Raw genomic sequence first — 23,663 nt, forward strand, 5'->3', positions numbered from 1 at the left:
TGTCCCCCATCAGACGTTAATCGTCGCGGTGAGGCGGCGGTCCGTGATCGAGCGGCTCACCTGGATCTCGTACGAACCCTTCACAAACGACCACGAGTTGGCCGCCTCGTCCCAGACCTCGAAGGCACGGCGGGAGATCTCGACGACCGCCTCGGCCGTCTCGCCCGGGCCCGCCTGCACGGCCGCGAACCCGGCCAGCAGACGCGCGGGGCGGTCGGGGTCGGTGCCGCTCGGCGCCAGGTAGACCTGGACGACCTCGCGTCCCGGGCGCTCGCCGGAGTTGCGGACGCGGACCCTGGCGGTGGTGCCGTCGACCTCGACGGACTCGTACGTCCAGTCGGTGTAGCCGAGGCCGTGGCCGAAGGGGTACGAGGGGGTGCGTCCCTGCTTGTCCCAGGCCCGGTAGCCGATGAACACGCCCTCGTCGTAAGGGAGTTCGCCGTCCGTCGGGATGACCCGGGTGACCGGGGCGTCGGACAGCGAGCCCCAGGTCGTCGGCAGCCGGCCGCCCGGTTCGTGCGCGCCGGTCAGCACGTCCGCCAGGGCCGCGCCGCCCTCCTGGCCGGGGAACCAGCTGAGCAGGACGGCGGCGACGTCCTCGCGCCACGGGAGCTCCACCGGGGAGCCGGAGTTGACGACCACGACCGTGTTCGGGTTGGCGGCGGCGACGGCGCGGACCAACTCGTCCTGGCGGCCGGGCAGTTCGAGGTCCTTGCGGTCGAAGCCCTCCGACTCGACGCGCTCGGTGGTGGCGACCACGACGACGGCCGTGTCGGCGTTCCGTGCGGCCTGGACGGCCTCGGCGATCAGCTCGTCGCCGTCGCGCTGCGGCTCCTGGTGGGCGAGCGCGAAGGCGACCACCTTGAAGGGGATCTCCTCGGGGAGCGCGAAGACGTAGGTGAGGCAGACCTCGACCGGTTTGCCGGCGGTGAGTTCGGCCTGGGCGCGGGGCACCGGGGCGCCGAAGAAGGCCTCGAAGGGGTCGCTGTCGTCGGCGGGGCGCTGGACGTCCTCGTAGTACGTCGTGCCGGCGACGGTGAGGGTGAAGTGGCCGGTGCCCTTGATGCCGAAGGTGTGCGGGCCGGTGGCGCGCGGGGTGAAGGTGCCGGTCAACTCCACGGTGTGCAGACGGTCGTGGGTGACGCCCTCGGGGAGGTCCGAACCCATCCACTGGATCTGCCCGTTGGGCGCCGAGCCGGTGCCGAGGACGTTGCCGTCGGCGTCCCGGCAGACGGCGCGCAGCTCGAATTCCTTGTCGGCGACGGCGAGTTCGGTGTTGATGTCGGCGCCGAGGGAGTAGCTGACGGTGCCCTCGGGGAGGGCGGCGGTGAGGCCGTCGAGCGGGGAGACCACGCGGGCGGGGAAGACGGTGGCGGAGCCGCCGCCGAGGACGCGGGCGTCGCGGGCGGCGGCGCCGATCAACGCCACGGTCCCGGGCTCGAGAGGCAGCGCGCCGTTCTCGTTCCGTACGAGGACGAAGGCGCGGCGGGCGATCTCGCGGGCCAGTTCGCCGCCGTCGACGGCCTCGGGCAGCTGTGTGACGGCCGGCTCGGCGCTCTCCAGGGCGCCGACGCGGGCGGCGAGCCGCAGGACGTTGCGGACGGCCTCGTCGACGACGGCCTCCTCGACCTTGCCGTCCCGGACTGCCTGGGCCAGGGGCGGGCCGTACACGGTCTGCGGCCCGGGCATGGCGACGTCCAGGCCGCCCTCGACGGCGTCGACGGTGGACCGGGCGGCCATCCAGTCGGAGACGTTGTAGCCGTCGAAGCCCCATTCGCCGCGCAGGACTTCGTTCACCAGGTAGCGGTGCTCGGTCATCGTCGTGCCGTTGACCGTGTTGTAGGCGGTCATGATGCCCCAGGGGTGGGCGTTCTCGACGATGATCTCGAAGGGGGCCAAGTACAGCTCGCGCAGGGCGCGTTGGGAGACCAGGTTGTTGACGGTGAAGCGGTCGGTCTCCGCGTCGTTGGCGACGAAGTGCTTGACGGTGGTGCCGACGCCGCCCGACTGGACCCCGTTCACATACCCGGCGCCGATCAGCCCGGTCAGATACGGGTCCTCGCTGTACGCCTCGAAGTGGCGCCCGCCGAGCGGGGAGCGGTGCAGATTGACGGTCGGGGCGAGGAGCACGTGCACGCCCTTGCGGCGGGCCTCCTGGGCGAGCAGCGTGCCGGCGCGGCGGGCGAGCTGCGGGTCCCAGGTGGCGGCGAGGGCGGTCGGGGAGGGCAGGGCGATGGAGGGGTCGTCGGCGGTCCAGCGCACACCGCGCACCCCGATCGGGCCGTCGGACATCACCAGGGACTTCAGGCCGATCTCCGGCAGGGCGGGCAGGGACCAGGTGTCCTGGCCGGACAGCAGCCGGGCCTTGGCGTCCAGGTCCAGCTTGCCGAGGGCGGCCTCGACGGCGGCCTCGCGCGCCCGGTCGGCCGGTGAGGTTCCAGGGGTTCCCGCCATCGGGGTGCCTCCTCGTTGATTCCGTGCAATGTCGTCTGCGTGCGGTGTCGTCCTGGGCCCATCGTGCACCGGTTACCTGTAGACCGGTAGGTTTCGTTATCTTGCCGTAATATTGACTGGGTGTCGATGCCGTACGGTGACGCCATGAACGCCAGGGTCAGGAGCGAGGAGCGGCGCGCGGAGATCGTCCGGGCGGCGCTCGATGTGATCGCCGAGCGCGGTTACCGGGGTGCGAGCCTGGCCGCGGTCGCGGAGCGCGTGGGGCTCACCCAGCAGGGACTGCTGCACCACTTCCCGACCAAGGAGGCGCTGCTGGTCGCCGTCCTGGAGGAGCGGGACCAGTGGGACGCGGTGCCGGCCACCCAGTGGCGGGTGGATCTGCTGGCCTCGCTGGTCGAGTACAACGCGATGCGGCCCGGCATCATCCAGACCTTCTCGGCGCTGCTGGGCGAGAGCGTCACGGAGGGGCATCCGGCGCGGGAGTACTTCACCGAGCGCTACCGGCAGGTGCGGTCGAGCATGGCGGCGGTGCTGCGCACGGAGTACGGCGACCGCCTGCCGAACGGCCTGACGCCCGAGCGGACGGCCCCGCTCCTCGTCGCGGTGATGGACGGCCTGCAGTACCAGTGGCTGCTGGACCCGGAGTCGGTGGACATGCCGGCGGCGTTCCGGGACTTTCTGGCGCTGCTGGGCGAGCAGGCGTGAACGCGCCCGCTACTGGCGCCAGATGACGGCGAGGGTCTTGCTGGCGGCGCACACGAGGGCGAAGGCGATCGCCCAGGCATCCGCCCCGGCGGCGAACAGCGCGGCAACTCCCGCCCCGAACCAGAGGAGTTCGAAGACGACGCGGACCGCGCCGCGGGTCTTGTACGACGCCTTCTGCGAGCCGAACAGCGCCCAGAGCACGATGAGTACGGCCGGGGCGCCGAGGCCGAGGAGCCAGGCGAGCGGGGTCGCCACGTCCCGAGTGAACCCCCAGTGGCCGACGGCCGCCAGAGCGCCTAGCTCGATGAGGAAGAGGACGCCGAGGTTCGCTGCCTTCGCTGTCTTCACGCGCGGCAGTATCACCTGCCGGCCGGTACCGCCGCCACGATTTCGATCTCGACCAGGGCCTCCGGCCGGAACAGCCGGGGCACCTCGAACGTCATGCTGGTGGGCGGCGTCCCGGTGAGGAACTCCCGCCGTACGGAGCCGTACTCCTCGAGCCGGCCGATGTCCGTCAGGTACGTCCGGATGTTGATGACGTCGGCCAGGGCCGCACCGTGGGCCTTGAGCAGGGCGTCGATCGTCTCGAAGACGCCCCGGGTCTGCTCGGCGAGGGTGGCGCCCTCGGCGATCTGCCCGGAGAGGAACAACAGGGCGCTGCCGTCGGCGTGTTCGACGCGGGCGACCTGGGAGTAGTAGGGGCTCAGCGGCTGGGGTGCGGAGGCGGGGTTTCCGATGGTGACCTGCATGCCCTCGACGCTAGGCACGGCCGCGGGATGCGACAAGCGAATGTCTAGCATGGCAGCCATGCCGAACACGCATCGCGAGCCGGAGCTCTCCACCGTCTGGCTGCGGGTGTTCCTGGACGTGGCCCGGCACGGGTCGTTCACTCTCGCCGCGAAGTCGCTGGGGTGGACGCAGTCCGCGGTGTCGCGACAGATCGCCGCGCTGGAGGGGGCGTTGGGCGGCGGACCGCTCTTCGACCGGCTGCCGCGCGGTGTGCGGCTGACGGAGGCCGGACACGTCCTCGTGCCACACGCGGAGGCCGTCGTCGAGGCCCTGCACGGCGCCGGGCGGGAACTGGCCGCGCTGCGTCAAGTGGCAGGCGGACGGCTGCGGTTCGGGGCGTTCCCCACCGCCGACGCCGCACTGGTGCCGCACGCCCTGGCCACGTTCCGCGCCCGCCACCCCCGCGTCCGCCTCTCCCGCGAGGAGGGCCTCACCCCCCGGCTTCTGGACCGGCTCACCGCGGGCCACCTCGACCTGGCCGTGGTCTCCACGACGGGCGGCGCGCCCCTGGAGTCCTACGAACTCCACCACCTCCTCGACGAGTCGCTGTACATCGCCGTCCCCGCCGACCACCCCCTGGCGGCCTCCACCGGCCCCGTCCGCCTCGGCCGACTCGCCGACGCCGACTGGATCTCCGGCAGCTCCCGCCCCGAGGGCACCCTCCTGGACGCGGCCCTGCGCCAGGGTTTCCGCCCGCGCGTGGCGCATGTCGTCGGCGAGTGGACCGCCAAGCAGGGCTACGTCGCCGCAGGCCTCGGCGTGACTCTGGTCCCCGCCCTGGCCGCCGAGTCCGTACGCCCGGACATCACCCTGCTGCCGGTACTGGACGAGGACGCCCCGGCCCGGGCGGTGTACGCGGCAACGCCACGGGGCCGCTCGGCGACAGCGGCCGCACAGGCGTTCATCGGGGCGCTGCGGGAGGCGGCGGCCCGCATTCCGGGGTAGCTGAGTAGCCGTACTCGGGCGCCCGCTCTCCCCCGGGACGACGATGAGCCCATGAGGTGGAGGAACACCGTCGCCGTCCTCGTGCTGCTGCCGCTCGACGCGCCGGCCATGGGCTACGGCTGGATGGCGGTGGTCTGGGCCGACGAGCCGCAAGAGGCACCGCTCGCCCGACTGGGTGTGCTCTGCGGGGCGGTGGCGGCCGGCGGCGCCGTGCTGTGGCCGGCCCGGCTGCGGAGTGCCGCCGTGTTCCCGCTCATCCCCGTCCTCGTGCGCGCGACGCTGATGCTGTCGTCCTCCTGAGCCCCACCCCATGGCGTAGACCACTTCCGTCACGCGATACTGCGGCCGTCCGCACCACGCTCCCCCACGACGGCGACGGAAGGACCTGAACTCCCTTGAATTCCATACGTGTTCGGATGGGCATCCTCGGGCTGGCACTGATGGCGGGGCTCGCGTCCCCCGCGACGGCGACGGCGGCCGGTACCGCCCCCTCCCCCACCGTGGAGGAACAGCGGCTCGACAAGGCGGTGCCGCAGGAGATCCTCGAGCGGTCCGGGTTCGACGACGTGACCCCGCGCTTCGCACAGGAGTTGGGCCGCGCCCACTCCTATGCCGAGGCGCGGCGGATCGTCGTACGCGAAGGGTCGGCGCTGTGGCGGCGGGCGGTCGAGCGGGCTCAGGGGCGCGGCCCGGCGGGCGGGGACCTCAGCCGGGACGACGACCGGCCCCTGTACTGGGCGCGGCTCGGGCTGACGCGGGAAGTGCGGACCTGGGAGCCGGAGTTCGCACTGAGCGACAGTCGACGGGCCGCTCTGCTCGATCAGTTGGAGCGGACCTCCCGCGGGCAGACCGACGTCCGTTACCCGCACGGCCGGAAGATCCCGCGGATCCTCGTCACCGGGTTCGACCCGTTCACGCTCGACCGGGACATCCGGATCTCCAACCCCTCCGGTGCCACCGCGCTCGCCCTCGACGGCACGGTGATCGAGACGGAGCACGGGCCGGCGCGCATCGAGACGGTCGTCTTCCCGGTGCGGTGGCAGGACTTCGCGGACAGCACGGTGGAGCGGACGCTGCGGCCGTATCTGAAGTCGGTGGATCTGTTCACGACCGTGAGCCAGGGGCGGGTCGGGCGGTTCGACGTGGAGCGGACCAACGGGGCCTGGCGGGGCGGGTTCCCCGACAACGACAACGTCAGCAGGACGGAGACCATCCCGGTCACCGACCCCGCCTCGCAGCCGCAGTGGACGTCGACGACCTTGCCGTACAAGGAGATTGTGGCCGCGAACACCGGACGATTCCCGGTGTACGACCACACGGAGGTGACGGAGATCCCGGCGGGCGGTACGACGGCGGTCGTACGGCCGGACGGGCCGACGGAAGGGTCGACCGCGCGGGCCGGGGGCGGCGGCAACTACCTCTCGAACGAGATCGCCTACCGGGCCACCCTGCTGCGGGACCGGCTCGGGCTGCACGACACGCTGCCGGGCGGCCATGTGCACACGCCGGTCCTGCAGTTCGGGGCGGGCAACACCGATCCGGCGACCGGGACGATCACCGACCCCGAGTTCGTGCGGAACCGGGTCGACATCATCGCTCAGGTGCGGGCGATCGTGACCGTGGCGTTCAACGCCTCGGTCACGAGGTGACGTCCTCGGGCTCCTCGGCCCGCTCGCCGTCACCCTCCTCGATCTCCTCGCCCAGCAGGTCCCGCGCCATGAGCGTCGCTCCCGCGACCGCGCCCGGCATCAGGAACACCGCCACGAACGGGACCAGGAAGGACAGGCCCAGCGGGGTGCCGAAGCCCCAGACCAGGGTCTTGCGGGAGCGCAGGAGGGTGAGGCGGGCCCGCAGTTCGACGCCGCGGCGCTGCAGGGCGACGGCGGTGAGCTCCTCCGTCAGGAAGAAACCGGTGACGAAGAAACCGATCACCGGGACCACGGTCTGGCCGACGAACGGGATGAAGCCGCACGCGAACAGCAGCACACCCCAGATCAACGCCCGGGCCACGACACGGAGGCTGTCGCGGGCCGAGATCCACAGCTCGCGCCAGAGCGGGAGGCCGGACTCGGGGGCGGTGCCGTTCGGATCGACGTCGCGGTCGACCTTCTCGGAGAGGTTCTCGTAGAAGGGCTGGCCGATCAAAAGCGTGACCGCGGTGAAGGTGAGGACGGCGAGGAGGAGCCCCAGGGCGAACAGCACGGCGGTGAGGAAGCCGCGGAACACTCCCTGCCAGGGGCTCGACCAGTCGTCGGCGAAGGGGGTTGCCCAGGTGACGGTGTCCTCGCCCCATACGCCCAGCGCGACGAGCGCTGCCGCGTAGAGGACGAGGGTTATCAGGCCCGGCAGCAGGCCGAAGCCGTACTGCTTGCCGTGCCGGGCCACCCATCGCTGACCCTTGAGGAGGTAGGTAAAGCCTGTGCCAAGATCGCGCATGGGGGAACTTTATCGGGGCGGGGTGGGGGGCTTGCGCGGGCTGCGGGGTGCGGGTTCGTTGTGGCTGGTCGCGCCCGCGCGGCGGAGCCGCACATCGATACAGCCCCGCGCCCCTGAGGTGGCTGCCGTCACGCCGGTGACACCGCTACGACGATTCCCTGGTCGCCCGCCGGTGAGACCGCTGCTTGCACTCGTATCGCCGCCGCACGCGCCACACGGCCCGCCCTCGAAGCGGCGGCCAGCAGCAGGGGCTGGATCTGTTCCAGGCCCGACACCAGCAGTTCCTCGCCGGCGATCAGCATCGGGCGGGCCGCCTTGGCCGTTGCCGCTGCCGCCTCCGTGAGGTCGGCCAGGGGTGGGAGCGTCGCGCGGACCACGCCCGACCCGGCGGCCGCCGCACGTTCCGCCAGCGCGACCTGGAGCGGCATCAGCGGGGCCAGCGCCGCGGTCAACGCGTCGGCGATGCGCCGCAGTTCGGGGGACGAGTCGCGCAGGGTGTCGGCCGCGGCCCGCAGCACCGGTGTCACGGCGAGCAGCGCCCCCGCGGCCAGTCCGGCCGCGGCGGGGAGCAGCGGAGACGTCGCCTCGACCAGATCACCCAACGCGTCCGCGAACTCCTCGACCGCCGGCTCCACGGCGTCCAGCACGGGGAGCAGGCTGTCGCCGAGCGCGGTCAGCAGCGCCTGGGCGGGTTCGCTCACCGGGTGGACGGCCAGCGGGGCCCCACTCGTCCCCAAGCGGGTCAGGGTGTCGACGATCCGGTAGAACGCCTCCTGGGCCTGCGGCGAGGCGCTCGCCTCCGCCAGTTCCGCGGTGGTCTCGCGCAGCACGCGCAGCACCTCCGCGCCCGAACCGTCCCGCGGGTCGAACGTGTTGATCGCGATTCTGGTGATGTTCCCGGCCGTGTCGAGGAGTTGGCCGGTGATATCGGTGGTGTTGCGCGCCATGCGCAGCACGTCGTCCCTGCTGGGGAGCGAAGGAATCGTTGCCATGGGCTCTCCTCGCCTCACGGGCGGTGCCAGCGGTCGTCCTCAGCATGCCCCCTCCGGCCCCCTCGGGATGCGTGCTCCGGGGCATCCGTGACATCGGCCACCTCCTGTAGCGGTTGAGTCGCCTTTGAGTCGAATAGGCACATCTCGCCGTACCGATCTCCGGTGACTGTCAGTGCCCCGGGCTACGGTTTCGTGTACGAGCCGGACATCGGTTCAGGTGAGGAGAGCGGATGACGCAGGAGATCCACGGCACCGTCGCCGCCGGCTTCGAGGCGGTGCGCGAGGAGTTCGCCGCTTTCGTGGCGGGGGAACTGCCGGACTACGAGGGCCAGTTGTGCGCGTACGTGCACGGCCGCAGGGTCGTCGACCTGTGGGCCGGTGACGGCGCCGAGGCCGACTCCCTCTACGGCGTGTACTCGTCCACCAAGGGCGCCGCCCATCTCGTGGTGGCCCTGCTCGTGCAGGACGGCACGCTGGAGCTGGACCGCAAGGTGACGTACTACTGGCCGGAGTTCGCAGCCGAGGGCAAGGGCACGCTGACGCTGCGCGACCTGATCTCCCACCGGGCGGGCCTGGTCGGCACGGACGCCGGGTTCACCACGGAGGAGCTCTCCGACGACCGCGCGATGGCCGAACGCCTCGCGGACCAGAAGCCGTTCTGGCGCCCGGGCAGCGCCTTCGGCTATCACGCGCTGGTGATAGGCGCGCTGACGGGCGAGGTGGTCCGGCGGGCGACGGGCCGCTCGCTCCAGGAGATCTACGAGGAGCGCATCCGGGCGCCGTACGGCCTGGACTTCCACCTCGGACTACCGGCCGCCCTGGAACCCCGCTTCCGCTCGGTACAGCCGATGGCCCCAACCCCCAAGCAGCAGGCGATCCTGGACGCGGCGCCGACCGGCCCGCACACCCTGGCCTCGATCGCGTTCAACGCGCATGCGGAGGGCCCCGGAACACTCGTCGACTACGCCAACTCCCGCACCGTGCGCGCCAAGGGCCCGGCGTCGGCGGGCGGCGTGGCCGCGGCGCGCGGCCTGGCCCGGATGTACGCGGCGGCGATCAGCGAGGTCGACGAGAAGGCGCCCCTGCTCAAGCCGGACACCATCGCCGAGGTGGGCCAGATCCACTCCGTCGGCTACGACCTGGTGGCCCGCGCCCACCGCTCCTACGGCCTCGGCTTCCAGGCCACCGCCGACACCTGGCACCCCTTCCTGGGCGCCGGCGCCTTCGGCCACAGCGGAGCAGGCGGCTCCCAGGCCTTCGCCGACCCCCGCAGCGGCCTGGCCTACGGCTACACCCGCCGCCGCATGGCCTTCCCCGGCGGAGCGGCCCCCGAGAACAACCAGCTGGTCAAGGCAGTACACACAGCCGCCCTCACGACAGCCACAAGACAGCACTGACCACCGGGGCCACAAAACCGCCCTCCCCAGACACCCCACTTCCGGCGAGAGCCCTTCAACGCCCACCGCACCGCCGGACACCGGCCGCGTAGAGAGCCGAAGGGGCGCGTCGGTGTCGAGAGGGCGAACGCGCGGAGGCGCGAAGCGCTGAGCACGATCGCCGTCTCGACACCGACTAACGACTTGGTCCGCGATTGAGGTTTGGGCGTGCTGGCCTGGCGGGTCGGCTGGTGGTTGATCAGCAGGAAGCCTGCCGGGCGAGCACGAGCTCGGTGCTCGGCTTGCGTCGGGTGGGTCGGCGAGCCGAACGGTCCGAAACCAATGAAGCGATCGCCTGGTGGGTCGCGGCGTAGTCCTCGCGTGGGCCGGTGTAGCGCTGGAGCGGACACCACTGCCGCAATTCGGCGTTGGCGTGCTCGACGCAGATCCGCTCCGAGGACTGCCGTCGGCGCATCTCCCGCCAGGCGTACTGCTCGCCGAGCGGCGCGCCGCCCTTCGGCTTCTTCGGAGGGGCGCTGATCTGCTCAGGGAACTCGTTGGCCAGCCCCCTGTAGCCCTCGTCGACCTCGGCCGTCACCTTCGGGTGGAGCCGGAACTGCTCGGCGATACCCTCGGTGCGCATCGCGGTCTGGTCGTGCATGCGGCCCGGGCGGTCCGCACCCGACCACAGCAGACGGCCCTGGCCGTCGCTGATGGTGGTGGTCTTGATGGTGTTCTGCTTCTTCTTGCCGGAGACGAAGGCCCGCCGTCCGGGCCTGCCTGCCTTCGGGCGGCGAACCTGGGTCTCGGCGCCATCGATCCGCAACCGGATCCCCGCGGCCTCAGCGTAGGCGAACACGTCCGCCAGGGTCCGAAGTCGCACGCCGGAGTGGTGGTCGGGGACTGCGAAGCCACGCATGGCCAGCAACGGGCGGATCTCCCCGATGGCGCGGGAGATCGTGGAGCGGGCGATGCCGTACAGCGCGGCGAGCGCGGCCTGCGGGAGCCCGGTGCGTAGGTGGACCAGGGTGACGAGCAGGCGGTCGGTGAAGACCAGGTCGTGCTTCGGGCCGGCACCGGCCTCCCGCTGCCGCTCGGCACCACGCCGCTCACGAAGCTCCGACTCGCACCGGGCGAGCCACAGATCGGCCAACTCTTCGATCAAATCGCCGAGATGTGCATGCGAGACGCCGCAGAAGGCAGGATGAGTCAAGGCCGCACGGGCCCACTTCTTGGTCACACTCGAAGAACCCGTGCGGCCACTGCCACGTCACCACTGCCCGCCGATGGTCAATGGGTGTGGTTCGTCTGCGGGAACTGGCCGAGCTGGGAACTTCCCTGCAGAAGAGCAAACGCAGCCGGCCAAGCACCGGCCCGAGCATCAGGGCCTCAGCAGTCCGCCCACCCACCAGTCGTGCGGCTTGCCATCGTTGGCGATGCCGCGATTGCGCAGCGTCCCTTCGACGGTGAAGCCAAGTTTCTCGGCGACGGCACGCGAGCCGGTGTTCCCGGCCATGGCCCACCACTCGATGCGGTGCACGTCGAGCGTGCCCCAGCCCCAGTCGCACAGGGCCCGGGCGGCCTCCGCCGAGTACCCGCGTCCGCGCTGCTCCTTGACCGCCCAGTAACCGAGCTCCCAGACGCCACGGCTGATGAGGGTCAGGCAGTACGAGCCGACCAGGGCGCCGGTGTCCTTGCGGAACGCGCCGAGGGTGTAGTCCCTGTCCTCGGCCCACTGAGCGGGCAGCTTCTCGCCGACGAGCTTCTCGGCGTCCGCACGCCGGTACGGCACCGGCACCGGGGTGTAGAACTGGATCTCCTCGTCCTGGCAGGCTTCGTACACCGCATCCACGTCGGCAGGTGTGAAGGCCCGCAGCACCAGACGGTCGGTCTCAAGAGTCACTGGATCCATCGCGGCAGTATGACCACCATCAACAAGCGGCGACCAGCGAATATCCCGACCGAGCACCGCCCATCACAATGCCCCGGGCAGGTCAACGGTCGTCGCAACACCCCAGACCAGCTGCCCCCGAGACGGAGCTACTCTCGACCATCAATCGCGGACCGAGCCGTAAGGCGCCCCGTAGGCGAACGAAGCAAAAAAAGGGGGACCGCACCCCACGTCCAAGGGTGCGGCCCTCCCCGCTGCAGAACGAGCGTCGTCAGACCAGCGTCACGGTGATGTTGCCGCGGGTCGCCTTCGAGTACGGGCAGACCTGGTGGGCCTTCTCGAGGAGGCCCTTGGCGGTTTCCGCGTCGACGTTGGGGATCGCGGCGGAGATCTCGACGATGATCCCGAACCCGTCGTCGTTCTTGCCGATGCCGACCTTGGCGGTGACGGTGGAGCCGGAGACGTCGGCCTTCTCCTGGCGGGCGACGACGCCGAGGGCGCCCTGGAAGCAGGCGCTGTATCCGGCGGCGAAGAGCTGCTCGGGGTTGGTGCCGGCGCCGCTGCCGCCCATTTCCCTGGGCGGGTTGACGACGATGTCGAGGGTGCCGTCGTCGGTGGCGACGCGGCCGTCGCGGCCGTTCTCGGCGGTGGCGACGGCGGTGTAGAGGACGTCGGTGTGCTGGATGGACATGCGGTTGTCTTCCTCCTCGGTCCGCCGCGACTCGCGCCCACGATCGACGACGGATTTCGGAAAGAAGTTACCGCATGCCGGAAATCCAGTGAAGGCCCGCAGGGCCGGTGGACGACGTCAGAGCTTGACGATCATCTTCCCCGTGTTGTCACCGCGCAGCACCCCGAGGAAGGCCTCCAGGTTGTTCTCGATGCCCTCGACGACGGTCTCGCGGTACTTCAGCCGACCCGAGGCGACCCACGGGCCGACCTCCTGGACGAACTGCTGCTGCAGGTCGTAGTGGTCGCCGACGAGAATGCCCTCGACGCGGAGCCGGTTCTGCAGGATCTTGACCATGTTGCGCGGGCCGGGGGTCGGCTCGGTCGAGTTGTACTGCGAGATCATGCCGCAGATCACGGCACGGCCCTTGAGGTTGAGCGCGCCGATCGCGGCCTCGAGGTGCTCGCCGCCGACGTTGTCGAAGTAGACGTCGATGCCGTCGGGGGCGGCCTCCTTGAGCTGCTCCCAGACCGGGCCGTTCTTGTAGTTGAAGGCGGCGTCGAAGCCGTACTCCTCCACCAGCAGCTTGACCTTCTCGTCGGATCCGGCGGAGCCGATGACCCGCGAGGCGCCCTTGAGCTTGGCGATCTGCCCGACCTGGCTGCCGACGGCACCCGCGGCGCCCGAGACGAAGACCGCGTCGCCCTCCTTGAAGGCACCGACCCGCAGCAGGCCCGCGTACGCGGTCAGGCCGGTCATGCCGAGCACGCCGAGGTACGTCGACAGCGGCGCGGCCTCGGGGTCGACCTTGACGGCCTGCCCGGCGTCGATGGTGGCGTACTCGCGCCAGCCGCCGAAGTGCAGGACGTGGTCGCCGGCGGCGATGCCCTCGGCGTTGGAGGCGACGACCTCGCCGACCGCACCGCCCTGCATGACCTTGCCGAGCTCGAAGGGGGCGACGTAGGACTTGGCGGCGCTCATGCGGCCGCGCATGTACGGGTCGACGGAGAGGTACTTGTTCCGCACGAGGACCTGCCCCTCACCGGGCTGCCGGACCTCCGCCTCGACCAGGGCGAAGTCCTCGGGCTTCGGCCAGCCGACGGGGCGGCTGAGCAGGTGCCATTCGCGGTTGATCATGAGACGCGCCTTTCCGAGTGCGGGGAAAATACTTCAGTACCTGAAACAACCATGCTCCTGAATATTTCAGTATGTCAAGTAACGGGGTACCCTGACACCATGCCCACTCCACAGAAGACCCGCCGCCCCGACCCGCTGACCATGGAGGTCGTCGAGCTCATCGGCGATGTCGTGGCCCGGTTCTACGCGGACTACGAGGAGGCGGCCGGCGAGCACACGCTGACCGGGGCGCAGGCGCGGCTGCTGAGCCTGCTGTCGCTGGAGCCGCTGCCGATGCGGAAGCTGGCGCAGAAGCTGAAGTGCGAGCCGTCCAATGTCACCGGGATCGTGGACCGGCTGGAGTCACGGGGACTGGTCGAGCGGCGCCCCGACCCGGCCGACCGCCGGGTGAAGCTGGCGGCCGCGACGGACGAGGGCCGACGGGTTGCCGGAGAGCTGCGCGACGGTCTGCGCTTCGCGCGCGAGCCGCTCGCCGGGCTGTCCGACGAGGAGCGGCTGTCTTTGCGCGATTTGCTGAAGCGGATGCTGGACGCCTGAGGTGCACGTAGCCCCCGGGGCTACGTGCACCACCACAGGAACCGATTGCACGTCTGCGACGGTGACGGGTCCGGCGTCGGATCGGACTTCGTCGGCTCGGACGTCGGCGTCGGAGTGGAGGCGGGCGGTGTGGCCGCCGGGGCCGTGGTCGAGGTGCCGGGATTGCTGCCCGTCGTGGCCGACTCGGTGTCCTTGTCGGTCTTGTCCTTCTTCGGCTTGTCCTTCGAGGACTTCGAGGGCGAGGGGGACGCGGAGGCTCCCGGCGAGGGGGAGTCCGTCCCCGCGCCCGTCTTGTCGCCGGTCGGCTTGGCCGTCACCTCGGACGATGCCGCGCCCTCCGGCGAATCGTCCCCGGCGGCAGCCGGCTTGGGGGTGGAGAAGGGGGCGTCGATGCCGAGTTCCGCGAGGCTGAGGCCGCCGGCCGCGAGCACGCAGGCCGCGGTGATCAGCAGCACCCGGCGGCGGCGCCGGCGGTGTGCGGCGGCTTTGCGATCGCGTCGACTGGCTGCACCCGCGGGGCTCTCGGCGTCCCGGCCGCCACTCCCGCGACCGCGTCCGCGGCCGCGGCTCTGCCCGCGCCGCGCGGCCCGCCCGACGGGCTCACCGGCCCCCTCGGCGTCCTCGGCATCCTCGGCGTCGTCCCCGTCGCCCTCGTCGTCGTAGGAGCCCTCCGCGTCGCCCTCATGGCCGTCGTAGGCGACTCCGTGCCCGCCCTCGGACCCGTACGCGGGCATGCCACCACCGTCCGCGTACGCGCGGAGTTCTTCGACGGGCGCGCCGCACCCGGGGCAGGCGAGGGCGCCATTGAGGTGCCGTCGGCACGGGTGGCAGAAGTCCATGACGCGGGAAGACTAAGTTCCTCACAGGCAACGTTCATAGTCACGCCTGTGAAGGTTGTGTGCGGAACTACCGCTTCCGGCGTGGCGAGTTGAGGAGACACCCGGCCTTGCGGCAGGGACCTCCCGGGCATCCCCTCCCGATCACACCGAAACCGCCGCCGACAGCCGTGTCGAAAGCAGTGTCGAAACCGTTATGTGTTCGACCCATTGACACTCCCGTCGCCCCGTCCTTACTGTCACGCCAGCATTTCGAACGTGTGCCGAAATTTCGAACACACAGAACTGAGCCGACGAAACGCGAGGGGCAACTGCCGTGCGCATCACCGGAATCAGCACACACGTGGTCGGGACTCCGTGGCGGAACCTGACCTACGTCCAGGTGCACACCGACGAAGGAATCACGGGCGTCGGTGAGACCCGGATGCTGGGCCACACCGACGCGCTGGTCGGCTATCTGCGGGAGGCGGAGGCCAACCACATTCTGGGCTCCGACCCGTTCGCCGTGGAAGACCTCGTACGTCGGATGAAGTACGGCGACTACGGCCGGGCCGGCGAGATCGTGATGTCCGGCATCGCGGTGATCGAGATGGCCTGCTGGGACATCAAGGGCAAGGCCCTGGGTGTGCCCGTCTGGCAGCTGCTGGGCGGCAAGGTCACCGACAAGGTCAAGGCGTACGCCAACGGCTGGTATACGACGGAGCGGACTCCGGAGGCGTACCACAAGGCCGCGCAGGGGGTCATGGAGCGCGGGTACAAGGCGCTGAAGATCGACCCCTTCGGGACGGGGCACTTCGAGCTGGACCACGAGCAGACCCTGTACGCCGTCTCCCTGATCGAGGCCGTGCGGGACGCCATCGGGCCGGACTCCGAGCTGATGCTGGAGATGCACGGCCGCTTCTCGCCCGCCACCGCCGTCCGCCTCGCGCACGAGCTCGCGCCCTTCAAGCCCGCCTGGCTGGAGGAGCCCTGCCCGCCGGAGAACCTGAAGGCGCTGGAGAAGGTCGCCGCCAAGGTCGACATCCCGGTCGCCACCGGTGAGCGCATCCACGACCGGATCGAGTTCCGGGAGCTGTTCGAGAGCCAGGCCGTCGACATCATCCAGCCGGACGTCGGCCATATCGGTGGTATCTGGGAGACCAGGAAGCTGGCCGCGACCGCCGAGACCCACTACGTGCTCGTCGCTCCCCACAACGTGGGCGGGCCGGTGCTGACCGCGGCCTCCCTCCAGGTCGGCTTCACCTCCCCCAACTTCAAGATCCTTGAGCACTTCAACGACTTCGCGGACGCGGAGATCAAGAAGGTCGTGAAGGGCGCGCCGCAGGTCGTCGACGGGTACTTCCACCTCTCCGACGCCCCCGGTCTCGGCGTCGAGCTGGACGTCGACGCGGCCGCCGAGTTCCCGCAGCAGCAGGCGCGCTTCGACCTGTGGGCCGAGGGCTGGGAGCAGCGCAAGCCGAAGGGCACGAAGTGAGCACCCAGGTCGTCGTCGAGGCGCCGGGCGAGCACCGGGTGACCTCGCACGAGCCGCGGCAGCCGGAGGCCGGCGAGGCGCTGGTGCGCGTCCACGCGGTGGGCATCTGCGGCAGCGACCGCGAGGTGTACCAGGGAAACCGGCCCGAGGGATACGTCCGGTATCCGCTCACGCCGGGCCACGAGTGGTCCGGCACGGTCGAGGCCGTGGGCGCCGGGGTGCCTTCAACTCTCGTAGGCCGCAAGGTCGTCGGTGAGGGCTTCCGCAACTGCCAGGTGTGCGACCGCTGCCACGCGGGCGAGACCACGCTGTGCACCGCCGGGTACGAGGAGACCGGGTTCACCCAGCCGGGCGCGATGGCCGCCACGCTGACGCTTCCGGCCCGTCTCCTGCACGTTCTGCCGGACGACGCCGATCTGACGGCCGCCGCTCTGCTGGAGCCGGCCGCCTGTATCGCGGCCGCCGCGATCAAGGCGAACGCGCTGCCGGGTGAACGGGTCGCGGTCGTGGGCACCGGGACGCTCGGGATGTTCGCCGTGCAGTTCTTGAAGGCGGGCTCTCCGGCGGAGCTGCTCGTCGTGGGGACGCGGCCCGACCGGGCGGAACTTTCGAGAACTTTCGGCGCCAGCGACTTCCGTACCAAGGACCAGGAGCTCCCCGACGACTTCGACGTCGTCATCGAGACCGCCGGGTCCGCGTCCGCCGCGCGCACCGCCGCCTCCCTGCTCAGGCGCGGCGGACGCCTGGTCCTGACGGGGATCCCGGCGCCGGGCGCCGAGGGCCTCGACCCGACCGATCTGGTGGTGCGGCAGCTGGAGGTGCACACCGTCTTCGGGGCGCCGCCGGACGCCTGGGCGCACACGGTGCGGGTGTTCGGGGCCGGTCTGCTCGATCCGCTGCCGCTGGTCACGCACGAGCTGCCGCTCGGCGAGTTCCCGGAGGCCATCGAGCTGGTGGGGTCCGGCGATCCGAAGGTGGGCAAGGTGCTGCTCCGCCCCTAGACGTACGCCGGTACGGGGGCGACCTGACGGCCCCCGTACCGGCGTACACCCAAGCCCCCCACGCTTTGAGCCGCGAACCTTGTCCGAAATATCGAACACGAAGGACAGCTTGTGACGACCGACGCTTCCGCTACGGCGGCCCGCCGACCCGGCGAGCAGGCGCTCACCGCTCTCGGCCTGGGTGCGCCCGCCCTCGACCCCGCCGACGCCTCGCCGCACACCTTCCCCGGCGGCGGCCGCTGGCGCACCGAGATCCCCTCGTGCGAGGGTCCCGAAGCGCTGGCCGTCATCCTCAAGGAGTCCTCGCGCCTGGACGTGCCGATCCACCGGATCAGCCAGGGCAGCGGCGTGTGGATGCTGACCGACGCCGAGATCACCGAGATGGTCGAGGCCACCGCCGAACGCGACATCGAGCTCTGCCTGTTCACCGGCCCGCGCGGCACGTGGGACATCGGCGGCTCCGTGCGCTCCGACTCGCGGGGGGCCGGACTGCGCGCACGCGGCCATGACGCCGTGGCCGGCTGTGTCGAAGACGCCGTCCGCGCAACGGAGTTGGGCGTCAAGTGCCTCCTCGTCGCCGACGAGGGCGTGCTGTGGACGCTGCACCGGGCCCGCGAGACCGGCATCATCCCGGCCGACACCACCCTGAAGGTGTCCGCGCTCATCGGGCCGGTCAACCCGGCCAGTTACGCGGTCTACGAGCATCTGGGCGCCGACTCGCTCAACGTGCCCAGCGATCTGACGCTCGATCACCTCACCGAGATCCGGCGGGTCTCCGCCGCCCCCATGGACATGTACATCGAGGCCCCCGACGACCTCGGCGGCTACATCCGGATGTACGAGGTCGCCGAGCTCATCCGGCGCGGCGCACCGCTCTACCTGAAGTTCGGTCTGTCCAAGGCTCCCGGCATCTACCCGTGGGGCACCCACCTGCGGGACGTGACCCTGGACACCGCCCGGGAGCGGGTGCGGCGCGGCCGTCTCGCTCTCGACCTGCTCGCCCGGCACGGTGCGGACGGCGATATGGCGCCGCTCGGCTCCCGGCTGCCCGGACCGCTCAACCGCTTCCCCGTCTGACCGCCCTGCCGGGCCTGACCTCTCAACGACGAGAAGAACAAGGACTGATCACCATGCGTACTCGCAGAAGCGCCCTCACCCTCATAGCCGGAGCCGCCTCCCTCGCCCTCACCCTGTCCGCCTGCGGACAGAACAGTGAAGGCGGCAGCAAGGAGGACAAGGGCAGTGCCAAGGGCGGCACCATCGGTATCGCGATGCCCACCAAGTCCTCCGAGCGCTGGATCGCCGACGGCAAGAACGTCGTCAAGGACCTTGAGGCCAAGGGCTACAAGACCAAGCTGGTCTACGGCGAGGACGACCCCGACCAGCAGGTCTCGCAGATCGAGAACCTGATCACGCAGGGCGTCAAGGGCCTGATCGTCGCGGCCATCGACAACAAGTCGCTCAACAACGTGCTGCAGCAGGCCGCCGACGCCAAGATCCCGGTGATCGCCTACGACCGCCTGATCCTCGGCACGAAGAACGTGGACTACTACGCGTCCTTCGACAACACCAAGGTCGGCGAGCTGCAGGCCAGCTACATCGTCGACAAGCTGGGCCTGAAGGACGGCAAGGGCCCGTTCAACATCGAGCTGTTCGCCGGATCCAACGACGACAACAACACCAAGTACTTCTTCAACGGCGCGATGAGCGTGCTCCAGCCGTACATCGACAAGAAGAAGCTCGTCGTCAAGTCCGGCCAGACCAAGCTCACCCAGGTCACCACCCTGCGCTGGGACGGTGCCACCGCCCAGAAGCGCATGGAGGACATCCTCACCTCCACCTACGGCAGCGCCAAGGTCGACGCCGTCCTGTCGCCCTACGACGGCATCTCCATCGGCATCCTCGCCGCGCTGAAGTCGGACGGCTACGGCTCCAAGAGCAAGCCGCTCCCGGTCATCACCGGCCAGGACGCCGAGCTCGCCTCGGTGAAGTCGATCATCGCGGGCCAGCAGACGCAGACCGTCTACAAGGACACCCGCAAGCTCGCCGACGTCGCCGCGAAGATGGTCGACGACGTGCTCAACGGCAAGAAGCCCGAGACCAACGACACCAAGACCTACGACAACGGCACCAAGGTCGTCCCCGCCTACCTGCTGCAGCCGGTGAGCGTCGACAAGACCAACTACACGAAGGAACTGGTCGACACCGGCTACTACACGGCCAGCGAGCTGAAGTAGTCCCCCTGTCGGTGAACAGGCCGGCCATTCCTACGGATTGAAAGGGCACACCATGGCGGGACCCGTCCTGGAAATGCGCTCGATCGTCAAGACCTTTCCCGGCGTCAAAGCGCTGTCGGACGTCACACTGACCGTCCGTCAGGGCGAGGTCCATGCCATCTGCGGCGAGAACGGCGCCGGAAAGTCCACCTTGATGAAGGTGCTCTCCGGCGTCCATCCGCACGGCACCTACGAGGGCGACATCCTCTTCGAGGGTGAGACCTGCGAGTTCAAGGACATCCGGGCGAGCGAGCAGCACGGCATCGTGATCATCCATCAGGAGCTGGCCCTGGTGCCGTTCCTGTCGATCGCGGAGAACATCTTCCTCGGCAACGAGCACGCCTCGCGCGGGCTCATCAACTGGAACGAGACGCTGAAGCACGCCACCGAGCTGCTGCGCCGGGTCGGTCTGACCGACCACCCGGAGACCCGGATCGCCGACATCGGCGTGGGCAAGCAGCAGCTGGTGGAGATCGCCAAGGCGCTGTCGAAGAAGGTGAAACTGCTCATCCTCGACGAGCCGACCGCGGCGCTGAACGACGAGGACAGCGGCAAACTCCTCGATCTCATCCTGGAGTTGAAGAAGCAGGGCATCACCTCGATCATCATCTCCCACAAGCTGAACGAGATCCGCCGGGTCGCCGACTCGGTGACGATCATCCGCGACGGCAAGTCCATCGAGACCCTGGACGTGAAGTCGGCGGAGACCACCGAGGACCGGATCATCTCCGGCATGGTCGGCCGCGACCTCGACCACCGCTTCCCCGAGCGCACGCCGTTCGAGGGCGAGGTGGCCGCGGCTCCCGCGCTGGAGATCCGCAACTGGACGGTGCACCACCCGATCGACCAGTCGCGCAAGGTGGTCGACGACGTGTCGATCAGCGTGCGGCGCGGGGAGATCGTCGGCATCGCGGGCCTGATGGGCGCAGGCCGCACCGAGCTCGCGATGAGCGTGTTCGGGCGCACCTACGGCCGGCACGCCACCGGCACGGTCCTCAAGGACGGCAAGGAGATCCGTACGAAGACCGTCGCGGAGGCGGTCGAGCACGGCATCGCGTACGTCACCGAGGACCGCAAGCACTACGGCCTCAACCTCATCGACAACATCAACCGGAACATCTCGCTGACCGCCCTGGGCAAGGTCGCCAAGCGCGGTGTGGTCGACGAGCACGAGGAGCGGAAGGTCTCCGAGCGCTTCCGCAAGTCCATGAACATCAAGGCGCCGACCGTCTTCGAGACGGTGGGCCGGCTGTCCGGCGGCAACCAGCAGAAGGTCGTCCTCAGCAAGTGGATCTTCGCGGGTCCCGAGGTGCTGATCCTGGACGAGCCGACCCGCGGTATCGACGTGGGCGCCAAGTACGAGATCTACACGGTCATCGACCAGCTGGCCGCCGAGGGCAAGGCGGTCGTCTTCATCTCCTCCGAGCTGCCGGAGCTGCTCGGCATGTGCGACCGCATCTACACCATGGCCGCCGGGCGGCTCACGGGCGAGGTCCCGCGGGCCGAGGCCACGCAGGAAGTGCTGATGCGCCAGATGACGAAGGACAAAGAGGTAACCCGATGAGCACGGATGTGACGGACAAGGTCCCGGCCTCGGCGCCGCCCGGCAAGAGCGGAGGCCCGGCCGCCGACGGCAATCTGCTGCAGCTGATCCTGGGCGGCCTGCGCCGCAACATGCGCCAGTACGGCATGCTGATCGCGCTCGGCCTGATCGTGGTCCTCTTCCAGGTGTGGACCGGCGGCGACCTGCTGCTGCCGCGCAACGTCTCCAACCTGGTGCTGCAGAACAGCTACATCCTGATCCTCGCGATCGGCATGATGCTGGTGATCATCGCCGGCCACATCGACCTGTCGGTCGGATCGCTGACCGCCTTCGTGGGCGCGTTCGCGGCCGTACTGACGGTGCAGCACAGTGTGGCCTGGCCGGTCGCACTGGTGCTGTGCCTGCTGGTGGGCGCGCTGGCCGGCTCGATCCAGGGCTTCCTGATCGCCTATCTCGGCATACCGTCGTTCATCGTGACCCTGGCCGGCATGCTGCTCTTCCGCGGCCTGACGGAGATCTTCCTGCAGGGCCAGACCCTCGGCCCCTTCCCGAACGGCCTGCAGAAGCTCGGCAACGGCTTCCTGCCGGAGGTCGGCCCGAACACCAACTACCACAACCTCACGCTGCTGCTCGGCTTCGCGCTGCTGGCCTTCGTGATCTACCAGGAGGTCCGCGACCGCAAGCGCGAGCAGGAGTTCTCCCTGGACGTGCTGCCGCGCAACGCCTTCCTGCTCAAGCTGGCCGCCATCGCCGCCGCCGTCCTCGCAGTGACGATGATCCTCGCCAGCTACCAGGGCGCGCCGATCATCCTGATCGTCCTCGGTGTGCTGGTCGTCGGCTACGGCTACGTCATGCGCAACGCGGTCTTCGGCCGGCACATCTACGCGATCGGCGGCAACCTGCCGGCGGCGAAGCTGTCCGGCGTCAAGGACAAGAAGGTCACCTTCTACGTCTTCCTGAACATGGGCGTGCTCGCGGCCCTGGCGGGTCTGGTGGTCGCCGCCCGTCTGAACGCGGCCTCGCCGAAGGCGGGTCTCAACTTCGAACTCGAGGCGATCGCCTCGTCGTTCATCGGTGGCGCGTCCATGAGCGGCGGTGTGGGTACCGTCCTGGGTGCGATCATCGGTGGTCTCGTCCTCGGCGTGCTGAACAACGGCATGAACCTCCTCAGCGTCGGCACCGACTGGCAACAGGTCATCAAGGGCCTCGCCCTGCTGGCCGCGGTCGGCTTCGACGTGTGGAACAAGCGCAAGTCAGGTTCGTAAGTCCAGCTCGGGCCCCGTCAGAAACGGCGGGGCCCCACCCCTTTACGGGAGCCGCACATGGAACTGAACAGACGCACAGTCATCGCAGGAGCAGCGGCCGCGGGCATCGCCGCGACCACCCTCGGCACCGGCAGTGCCGAGGCCGCCTCGGGAGGCAAGAAGCCCGTGAAGTCGCTCTTCGGCAAGCTCGCCGACGGCACGAAGATCTACAGCTGGGCCCTGGAGAACGGCGGCACCCGGCTGAAGGTCCTGTCCTGGGGCGGCATCGTCCAGTCCCTGGAGATCCCCGACCGGCACGGCCGCTACGCCAACGTCTCCCTCGGCTTCGACAACATCGAGGACTACGTCGCCAAGACGCCGTACTTCGGCGCCCTGATCGGCCGCTACGGCAACCGCATAGCCAAGGGCCAGTTCACCCTCGACGGCAAGAGCTACCAGCTCTCCGTCAACGACGGCGTCAACAGCCTGCACGGCGGCGTCAAGGGCTTCGACAAGCGCGTATGGGACATCGAGCCCTTCACCAAGGGCTCCGACGTCGGTCTGGTCCTGCACTACACCAGCATCGACGGCGAGATGGGCTACCCCGGCACGCTGAAGTCGAAGGTGACGTACACCCTCACCAAGCACGGCGACTGGCGGATCGACTACGAGGCCACCACCGACAAGGCCACCGTGGTCAACCTCACCAGCCACGTCTACTGGAACCTCGCCGGCGAGGGCAGCGGCACGATCGAGGACCACGAGCTCACGATCGCCGCCGGCCGCTACACGCCCACCGACACGGGCCTGATCCCCACGGGCGAACTGGCGACGGTGCACGGCACCCCGTTCGACTTCCGCAAGACCAAGACGATCGGCCGCGACATCCGCGACGGCCACGTCCAGCAGGTGCAGGCCAAGGGCTACGACCACAACTGGGTCCTCGACAAGGGCATCACCGCCAAGCCCCAGCACGTCGCCACCCTGCGCGACCCGCGCTCCGGCCGCACCCTGAAGATCGCCACCGACCAGCCGGGCCTGCAGTTCTACTCGGGCAACTTCCTCGACGGCACCCTCACCGGCACCGGCGGCCGCACCTACCGCCAGGGTGACGCCCTGTGCCTGGAGACGCAGCACTTCCCGGACTCGCCGAACCACGCGAACTTCCCGTCGACGGTGCTGCGGCCGGGGCAGACGTACAAGACGACGACGGTGCACACCTTCAGCGCCTGACCGTGCACTCGTAGGCGTGTGACGGCGGGCACCCGGGCGGGGACGTTGAGCAAGGCCTTCCGGTTCCCGAAGTCACACTAGTTTCACAACCGTTGAACAGCGCCACCCCTGCCTCCGTATGTAA

Annotated in this window: 23 protein-coding genes; 13 read left to right on the forward strand and 10 right to left on the reverse strand. The window is 69.8% G+C overall.

The features are described 5' to 3' along the window. Positions 1-9 precede the first annotated feature (9 nt). Positions 10-2,454 (reverse strand): glycoside hydrolase family 3 C-terminal domain-containing protein, encoded by a 2,445-nt coding sequence (locus ABZ880_RS16070; protein ID WP_361262252.1) that lies wholly within the window; start codon positions 2,452-2,454, stop codon positions 10-12. A 126-nt stretch (positions 2,455-2,580) separates the two neighbouring features. Between ABZ880_RS16070 and ABZ880_RS16075 the strand changes: the two genes are divergently transcribed. Continuing rightward, positions 2,581-3,159: a TetR/AcrR family transcriptional regulator gene (locus ABZ880_RS16075; protein WP_361262719.1), complete on the forward strand. Its 579-nt coding sequence runs from the start codon at positions 2,581-2,583 to the stop codon at positions 3,157-3,159. A gap of 9 nt (positions 3,160-3,168) precedes the next feature. Here the strand turns inward: ABZ880_RS16075 and ABZ880_RS16080 are convergent, their stop codons facing one another. Further along, positions 3,169-3,507 (reverse strand): YrdB family protein, encoded by a 339-nt coding sequence (locus ABZ880_RS16080; RefSeq protein ID WP_361262255.1) that lies wholly within the window; start codon positions 3,505-3,507, stop codon positions 3,169-3,171. A gap of 11 nt (positions 3,508-3,518) precedes the next feature. After that, entirely contained in the window at positions 3,519-3,908 is a 390-nt protein-coding gene (locus ABZ880_RS16085; RefSeq protein WP_361262258.1) for a RidA family protein, read from the reverse strand. 58 nt (positions 3,909-3,966) lie between these two features. Here ABZ880_RS16085 and ABZ880_RS16090 point away from each other — a divergent pair, with 58 nt between their 5' ends. The 3 genes from ABZ880_RS16090 (at position 3,967) to ABZ880_RS16100 (ending at position 6,542) form a co-directional block, all read left to right on the forward strand. Next, positions 3,967-4,893, forward strand: coding sequence for a LysR family transcriptional regulator (locus ABZ880_RS16090; protein WP_361262261.1), 927 nt, complete (start codon positions 3,967-3,969; stop codon positions 4,891-4,893). A 51-nt stretch (positions 4,894-4,944) separates the two neighbouring features. Continuing rightward, on the forward strand, positions 4,945-5,193 hold the full coding sequence (locus ABZ880_RS16095; RefSeq protein ID WP_361262264.1) for a hypothetical protein: 249 nt from the start codon (positions 4,945-4,947) through the stop codon (positions 5,191-5,193). Between the two features lie 95 nt (positions 5,194-5,288). Further along, the gene (locus ABZ880_RS16100; protein WP_361262267.1) at positions 5,289-6,542 is read left to right on the forward strand and encodes a pyroglutamyl peptidase; all 1,254 of its coding nucleotides are present in this window, start codon (positions 5,289-5,291) and stop codon (positions 6,540-6,542) included. On the opposite strand, the gene ABZ880_RS16105 is transcribed toward ABZ880_RS16100, so the two are convergent. Both ABZ880_RS16105 and ABZ880_RS16110 read right to left on the reverse strand, forming a co-directional pair. Next, positions 6,532-7,329 (reverse strand): EI24 domain-containing protein, encoded by a 798-nt coding sequence (locus ABZ880_RS16105; RefSeq protein WP_361262270.1) that lies wholly within the window; start codon positions 7,327-7,329, stop codon positions 6,532-6,534. The genes ABZ880_RS16100 and ABZ880_RS16105 overlap by 11 nt on opposite strands. A 128-nt stretch (positions 7,330-7,457) precedes the next feature. Next, positions 7,458-8,321, reverse strand: coding sequence for a hypothetical protein (locus ABZ880_RS16110; protein ID WP_361262272.1), 864 nt, complete (start codon positions 8,319-8,321; stop codon positions 7,458-7,460). A gap of 230 nt (positions 8,322-8,551) precedes the next feature. On the opposite strand from ABZ880_RS16110, the gene ABZ880_RS16115 reads away from it, so the two are divergent. Beyond that, positions 8,552-9,718, forward strand: a complete 1,167-nt coding sequence (locus tag ABZ880_RS16115) for a serine hydrolase domain-containing protein (protein WP_361262275.1) — start codon at positions 8,552-8,554, stop codon at positions 9,716-9,718. A gap of 238 nt (positions 9,719-9,956) precedes the next feature. On the opposite strand, the gene ABZ880_RS16120 is transcribed toward ABZ880_RS16115, so the two are convergent. From ABZ880_RS16120 to ABZ880_RS16135, 4 genes are all read right to left on the reverse strand, one after another. After that, a complete protein-coding gene (locus ABZ880_RS16120) occupies positions 9,957-10,859 on the reverse strand; it encodes a transposase family protein (protein WP_361262721.1) in 903 nt (300 codons plus the stop codon). 219 nt (positions 10,860-11,078) lie between these two features. Continuing rightward, positions 11,079-11,609 carry a GNAT family protein gene (locus ABZ880_RS16125; protein WP_361262278.1) on the reverse strand — a complete coding sequence of 177 codons (531 nt, stop codon included), beginning with the start codon at positions 11,607-11,609 and terminating at the stop codon, positions 11,079-11,081. A 250-nt stretch (positions 11,610-11,859) separates the two neighbouring features. Continuing rightward, complete coding sequence (locus ABZ880_RS16130) at positions 11,860-12,279, reverse strand: organic hydroperoxide resistance protein (RefSeq protein ID WP_361262281.1); 420 nt, start codon at positions 12,277-12,279, stop codon at positions 11,860-11,862. Between the two features lie 117 nt (positions 12,280-12,396). Then, positions 12,397-13,395, reverse strand: coding sequence for an NADP-dependent oxidoreductase (locus ABZ880_RS16135; protein ID WP_361262284.1), 999 nt, complete (start codon positions 13,393-13,395; stop codon positions 12,397-12,399). 99 nt (positions 13,396-13,494) lie between these two features. Between ABZ880_RS16135 and ABZ880_RS16140 the strand changes: the two genes are divergently transcribed. Continuing rightward, positions 13,495-13,932 carry a MarR family transcriptional regulator gene (locus ABZ880_RS16140; protein WP_361262287.1) on the forward strand — a complete coding sequence of 146 codons (438 nt, stop codon included), beginning with the start codon at positions 13,495-13,497 and terminating at the stop codon, positions 13,930-13,932. A 20-nt stretch (positions 13,933-13,952) separates the two neighbouring features. Here ABZ880_RS16140 and ABZ880_RS16145 read toward each other — a convergent pair whose 3' ends face one another. Further along, on the reverse strand, positions 13,953-14,771 hold the full coding sequence (locus ABZ880_RS16145) for a hypothetical protein (protein ID WP_361262289.1): 819 nt from the start codon (positions 14,769-14,771) through the stop codon (positions 13,953-13,955). Between the two features lie 313 nt (positions 14,772-15,084). Between ABZ880_RS16145 and ABZ880_RS16150 the strand changes: the two genes are divergently transcribed. From ABZ880_RS16150 to ABZ880_RS16180, 7 genes are all read left to right on the forward strand, one after another. Next, entirely contained in the window at positions 15,085-16,242 is a 1,158-nt protein-coding gene (locus tag ABZ880_RS16150; RefSeq protein WP_361262291.1) for a mandelate racemase/muconate lactonizing enzyme family protein, read from the forward strand. After that, positions 16,239-17,243: an alcohol dehydrogenase catalytic domain-containing protein gene (locus ABZ880_RS16155; protein ID WP_361262294.1), complete on the forward strand. Its 1,005-nt coding sequence runs from the start codon at positions 16,239-16,241 to the stop codon at positions 17,241-17,243. Before ABZ880_RS16150 ends, ABZ880_RS16155 begins: the two co-directional genes overlap by 4 nt. A 111-nt stretch (positions 17,244-17,354) precedes the next feature. Beyond that, positions 17,355-18,320 carry a hypothetical protein gene (locus ABZ880_RS16160; protein WP_361262297.1) on the forward strand — a complete coding sequence of 322 codons (966 nt, stop codon included), beginning with the start codon at positions 17,355-17,357 and terminating at the stop codon, positions 18,318-18,320. Between the two features lie 53 nt (positions 18,321-18,373). Beyond that, complete coding sequence (chvE, locus tag ABZ880_RS16165) at positions 18,374-19,480, forward strand: multiple monosaccharide ABC transporter substrate-binding protein (RefSeq protein ID WP_361262299.1); 1,107 nt, start codon at positions 18,374-18,376, stop codon at positions 19,478-19,480. A gap of 52 nt (positions 19,481-19,532) precedes the next feature. After that, positions 19,533-21,083, forward strand: a complete 1,551-nt coding sequence (gene mmsA / locus ABZ880_RS16170; protein WP_361262302.1) for a multiple monosaccharide ABC transporter ATP-binding protein — start codon at positions 19,533-19,535, stop codon at positions 21,081-21,083. Continuing rightward, on the forward strand, positions 21,080-22,327 hold the full coding sequence (gene mmsB, locus ABZ880_RS16175; protein ID WP_361262304.1) for a multiple monosaccharide ABC transporter permease: 1,248 nt from the start codon (positions 21,080-21,082) through the stop codon (positions 22,325-22,327). Before mmsA ends, mmsB begins: the two co-directional genes overlap by 4 nt. A 57-nt stretch (positions 22,328-22,384) precedes the next feature. Next, positions 22,385-23,539 (forward strand): aldose epimerase family protein, encoded by a 1,155-nt coding sequence (locus ABZ880_RS16180; protein ID WP_361262307.1) that lies wholly within the window; start codon positions 22,385-22,387, stop codon positions 23,537-23,539. Positions 23,540-23,663 lie beyond the last annotated feature (124 nt).

This window comes from Streptomyces sp. NPDC047043, assembly GCF_040644055.1.
In the GTDB taxonomy this organism is placed as follows: Bacteria; Actinomycetota; Actinomycetes; order Streptomycetales; family Streptomycetaceae; genus Streptomyces.

Coding starts and splice junctions, on each gene's coding strand:
- ABZ880_RS16070 (WP_361262252.1), bottom strand. CDS start 2,454: ATGGCGGGAACCCCTGGAACCTCACCGGCCGACCGGGCGCGCGAGGCC.
- ABZ880_RS16075 (WP_361262719.1), top strand. CDS start 2,581: ATGCCGTACGGTGACGCCATGAACGCCAGGGTCAGGAGCGAGGAGCGG.
- ABZ880_RS16085 (WP_361262258.1), bottom strand. CDS start 3,908: ATGCAGGTCACCATCGGAAACCCCGCCTCCGCACCCCAGCCGCTGAGC.
- ABZ880_RS16090 (WP_361262261.1), top strand. CDS start 3,967: ATGCCGAACACGCATCGCGAGCCGGAGCTCTCCACCGTCTGGCTGCGG.
- ABZ880_RS16095 (WP_361262264.1), top strand. CDS start 4,945: ATGAGGTGGAGGAACACCGTCGCCGTCCTCGTGCTGCTGCCGCTCGAC.
- ABZ880_RS16105 (WP_361262270.1), bottom strand. CDS start 7,329: ATGCGCGATCTTGGCACAGGCTTTACCTACCTCCTCAAGGGTCAGCGA.
- ABZ880_RS16110 (WP_361262272.1), bottom strand. CDS start 8,321: ATGGCAACGATTCCTTCGCTCCCCAGCAGGGACGACGTGCTGCGCATG.
- ABZ880_RS16115 (WP_361262275.1), top strand. CDS start 8,552: ATGACGCAGGAGATCCACGGCACCGTCGCCGCCGGCTTCGAGGCGGTG.
- ABZ880_RS16125 (WP_361262278.1), bottom strand. CDS start 11,609: ATGGATCCAGTGACTCTTGAGACCGACCGTCTGGTGCTGCGGGCCTTC.
- ABZ880_RS16130 (WP_361262281.1), bottom strand. CDS start 12,279: ATGTCCATCCAGCACACCGACGTCCTCTACACCGCCGTCGCCACCGCC.
- ABZ880_RS16135 (WP_361262284.1), bottom strand. CDS start 13,395: ATGATCAACCGCGAATGGCACCTGCTCAGCCGCCCCGTCGGCTGGCCG.
- ABZ880_RS16140 (WP_361262287.1), top strand. CDS start 13,495: ATGCCCACTCCACAGAAGACCCGCCGCCCCGACCCGCTGACCATGGAG.
- ABZ880_RS16145 (WP_361262289.1), bottom strand. CDS start 14,771: ATGGACTTCTGCCACCCGTGCCGACGGCACCTCAATGGCGCCCTCGCC.
- chvE (WP_361262299.1), top strand. CDS start 18,374: ATGCGTACTCGCAGAAGCGCCCTCACCCTCATAGCCGGAGCCGCCTCC.
- mmsA (WP_361262302.1), top strand. CDS start 19,533: ATGGCGGGACCCGTCCTGGAAATGCGCTCGATCGTCAAGACCTTTCCC.
- mmsB (WP_361262304.1), top strand. CDS start 21,080: ATGAGCACGGATGTGACGGACAAGGTCCCGGCCTCGGCGCCGCCCGGC.
- ABZ880_RS16180 (WP_361262307.1), top strand. CDS start 22,385: ATGGAACTGAACAGACGCACAGTCATCGCAGGAGCAGCGGCCGCGGGC.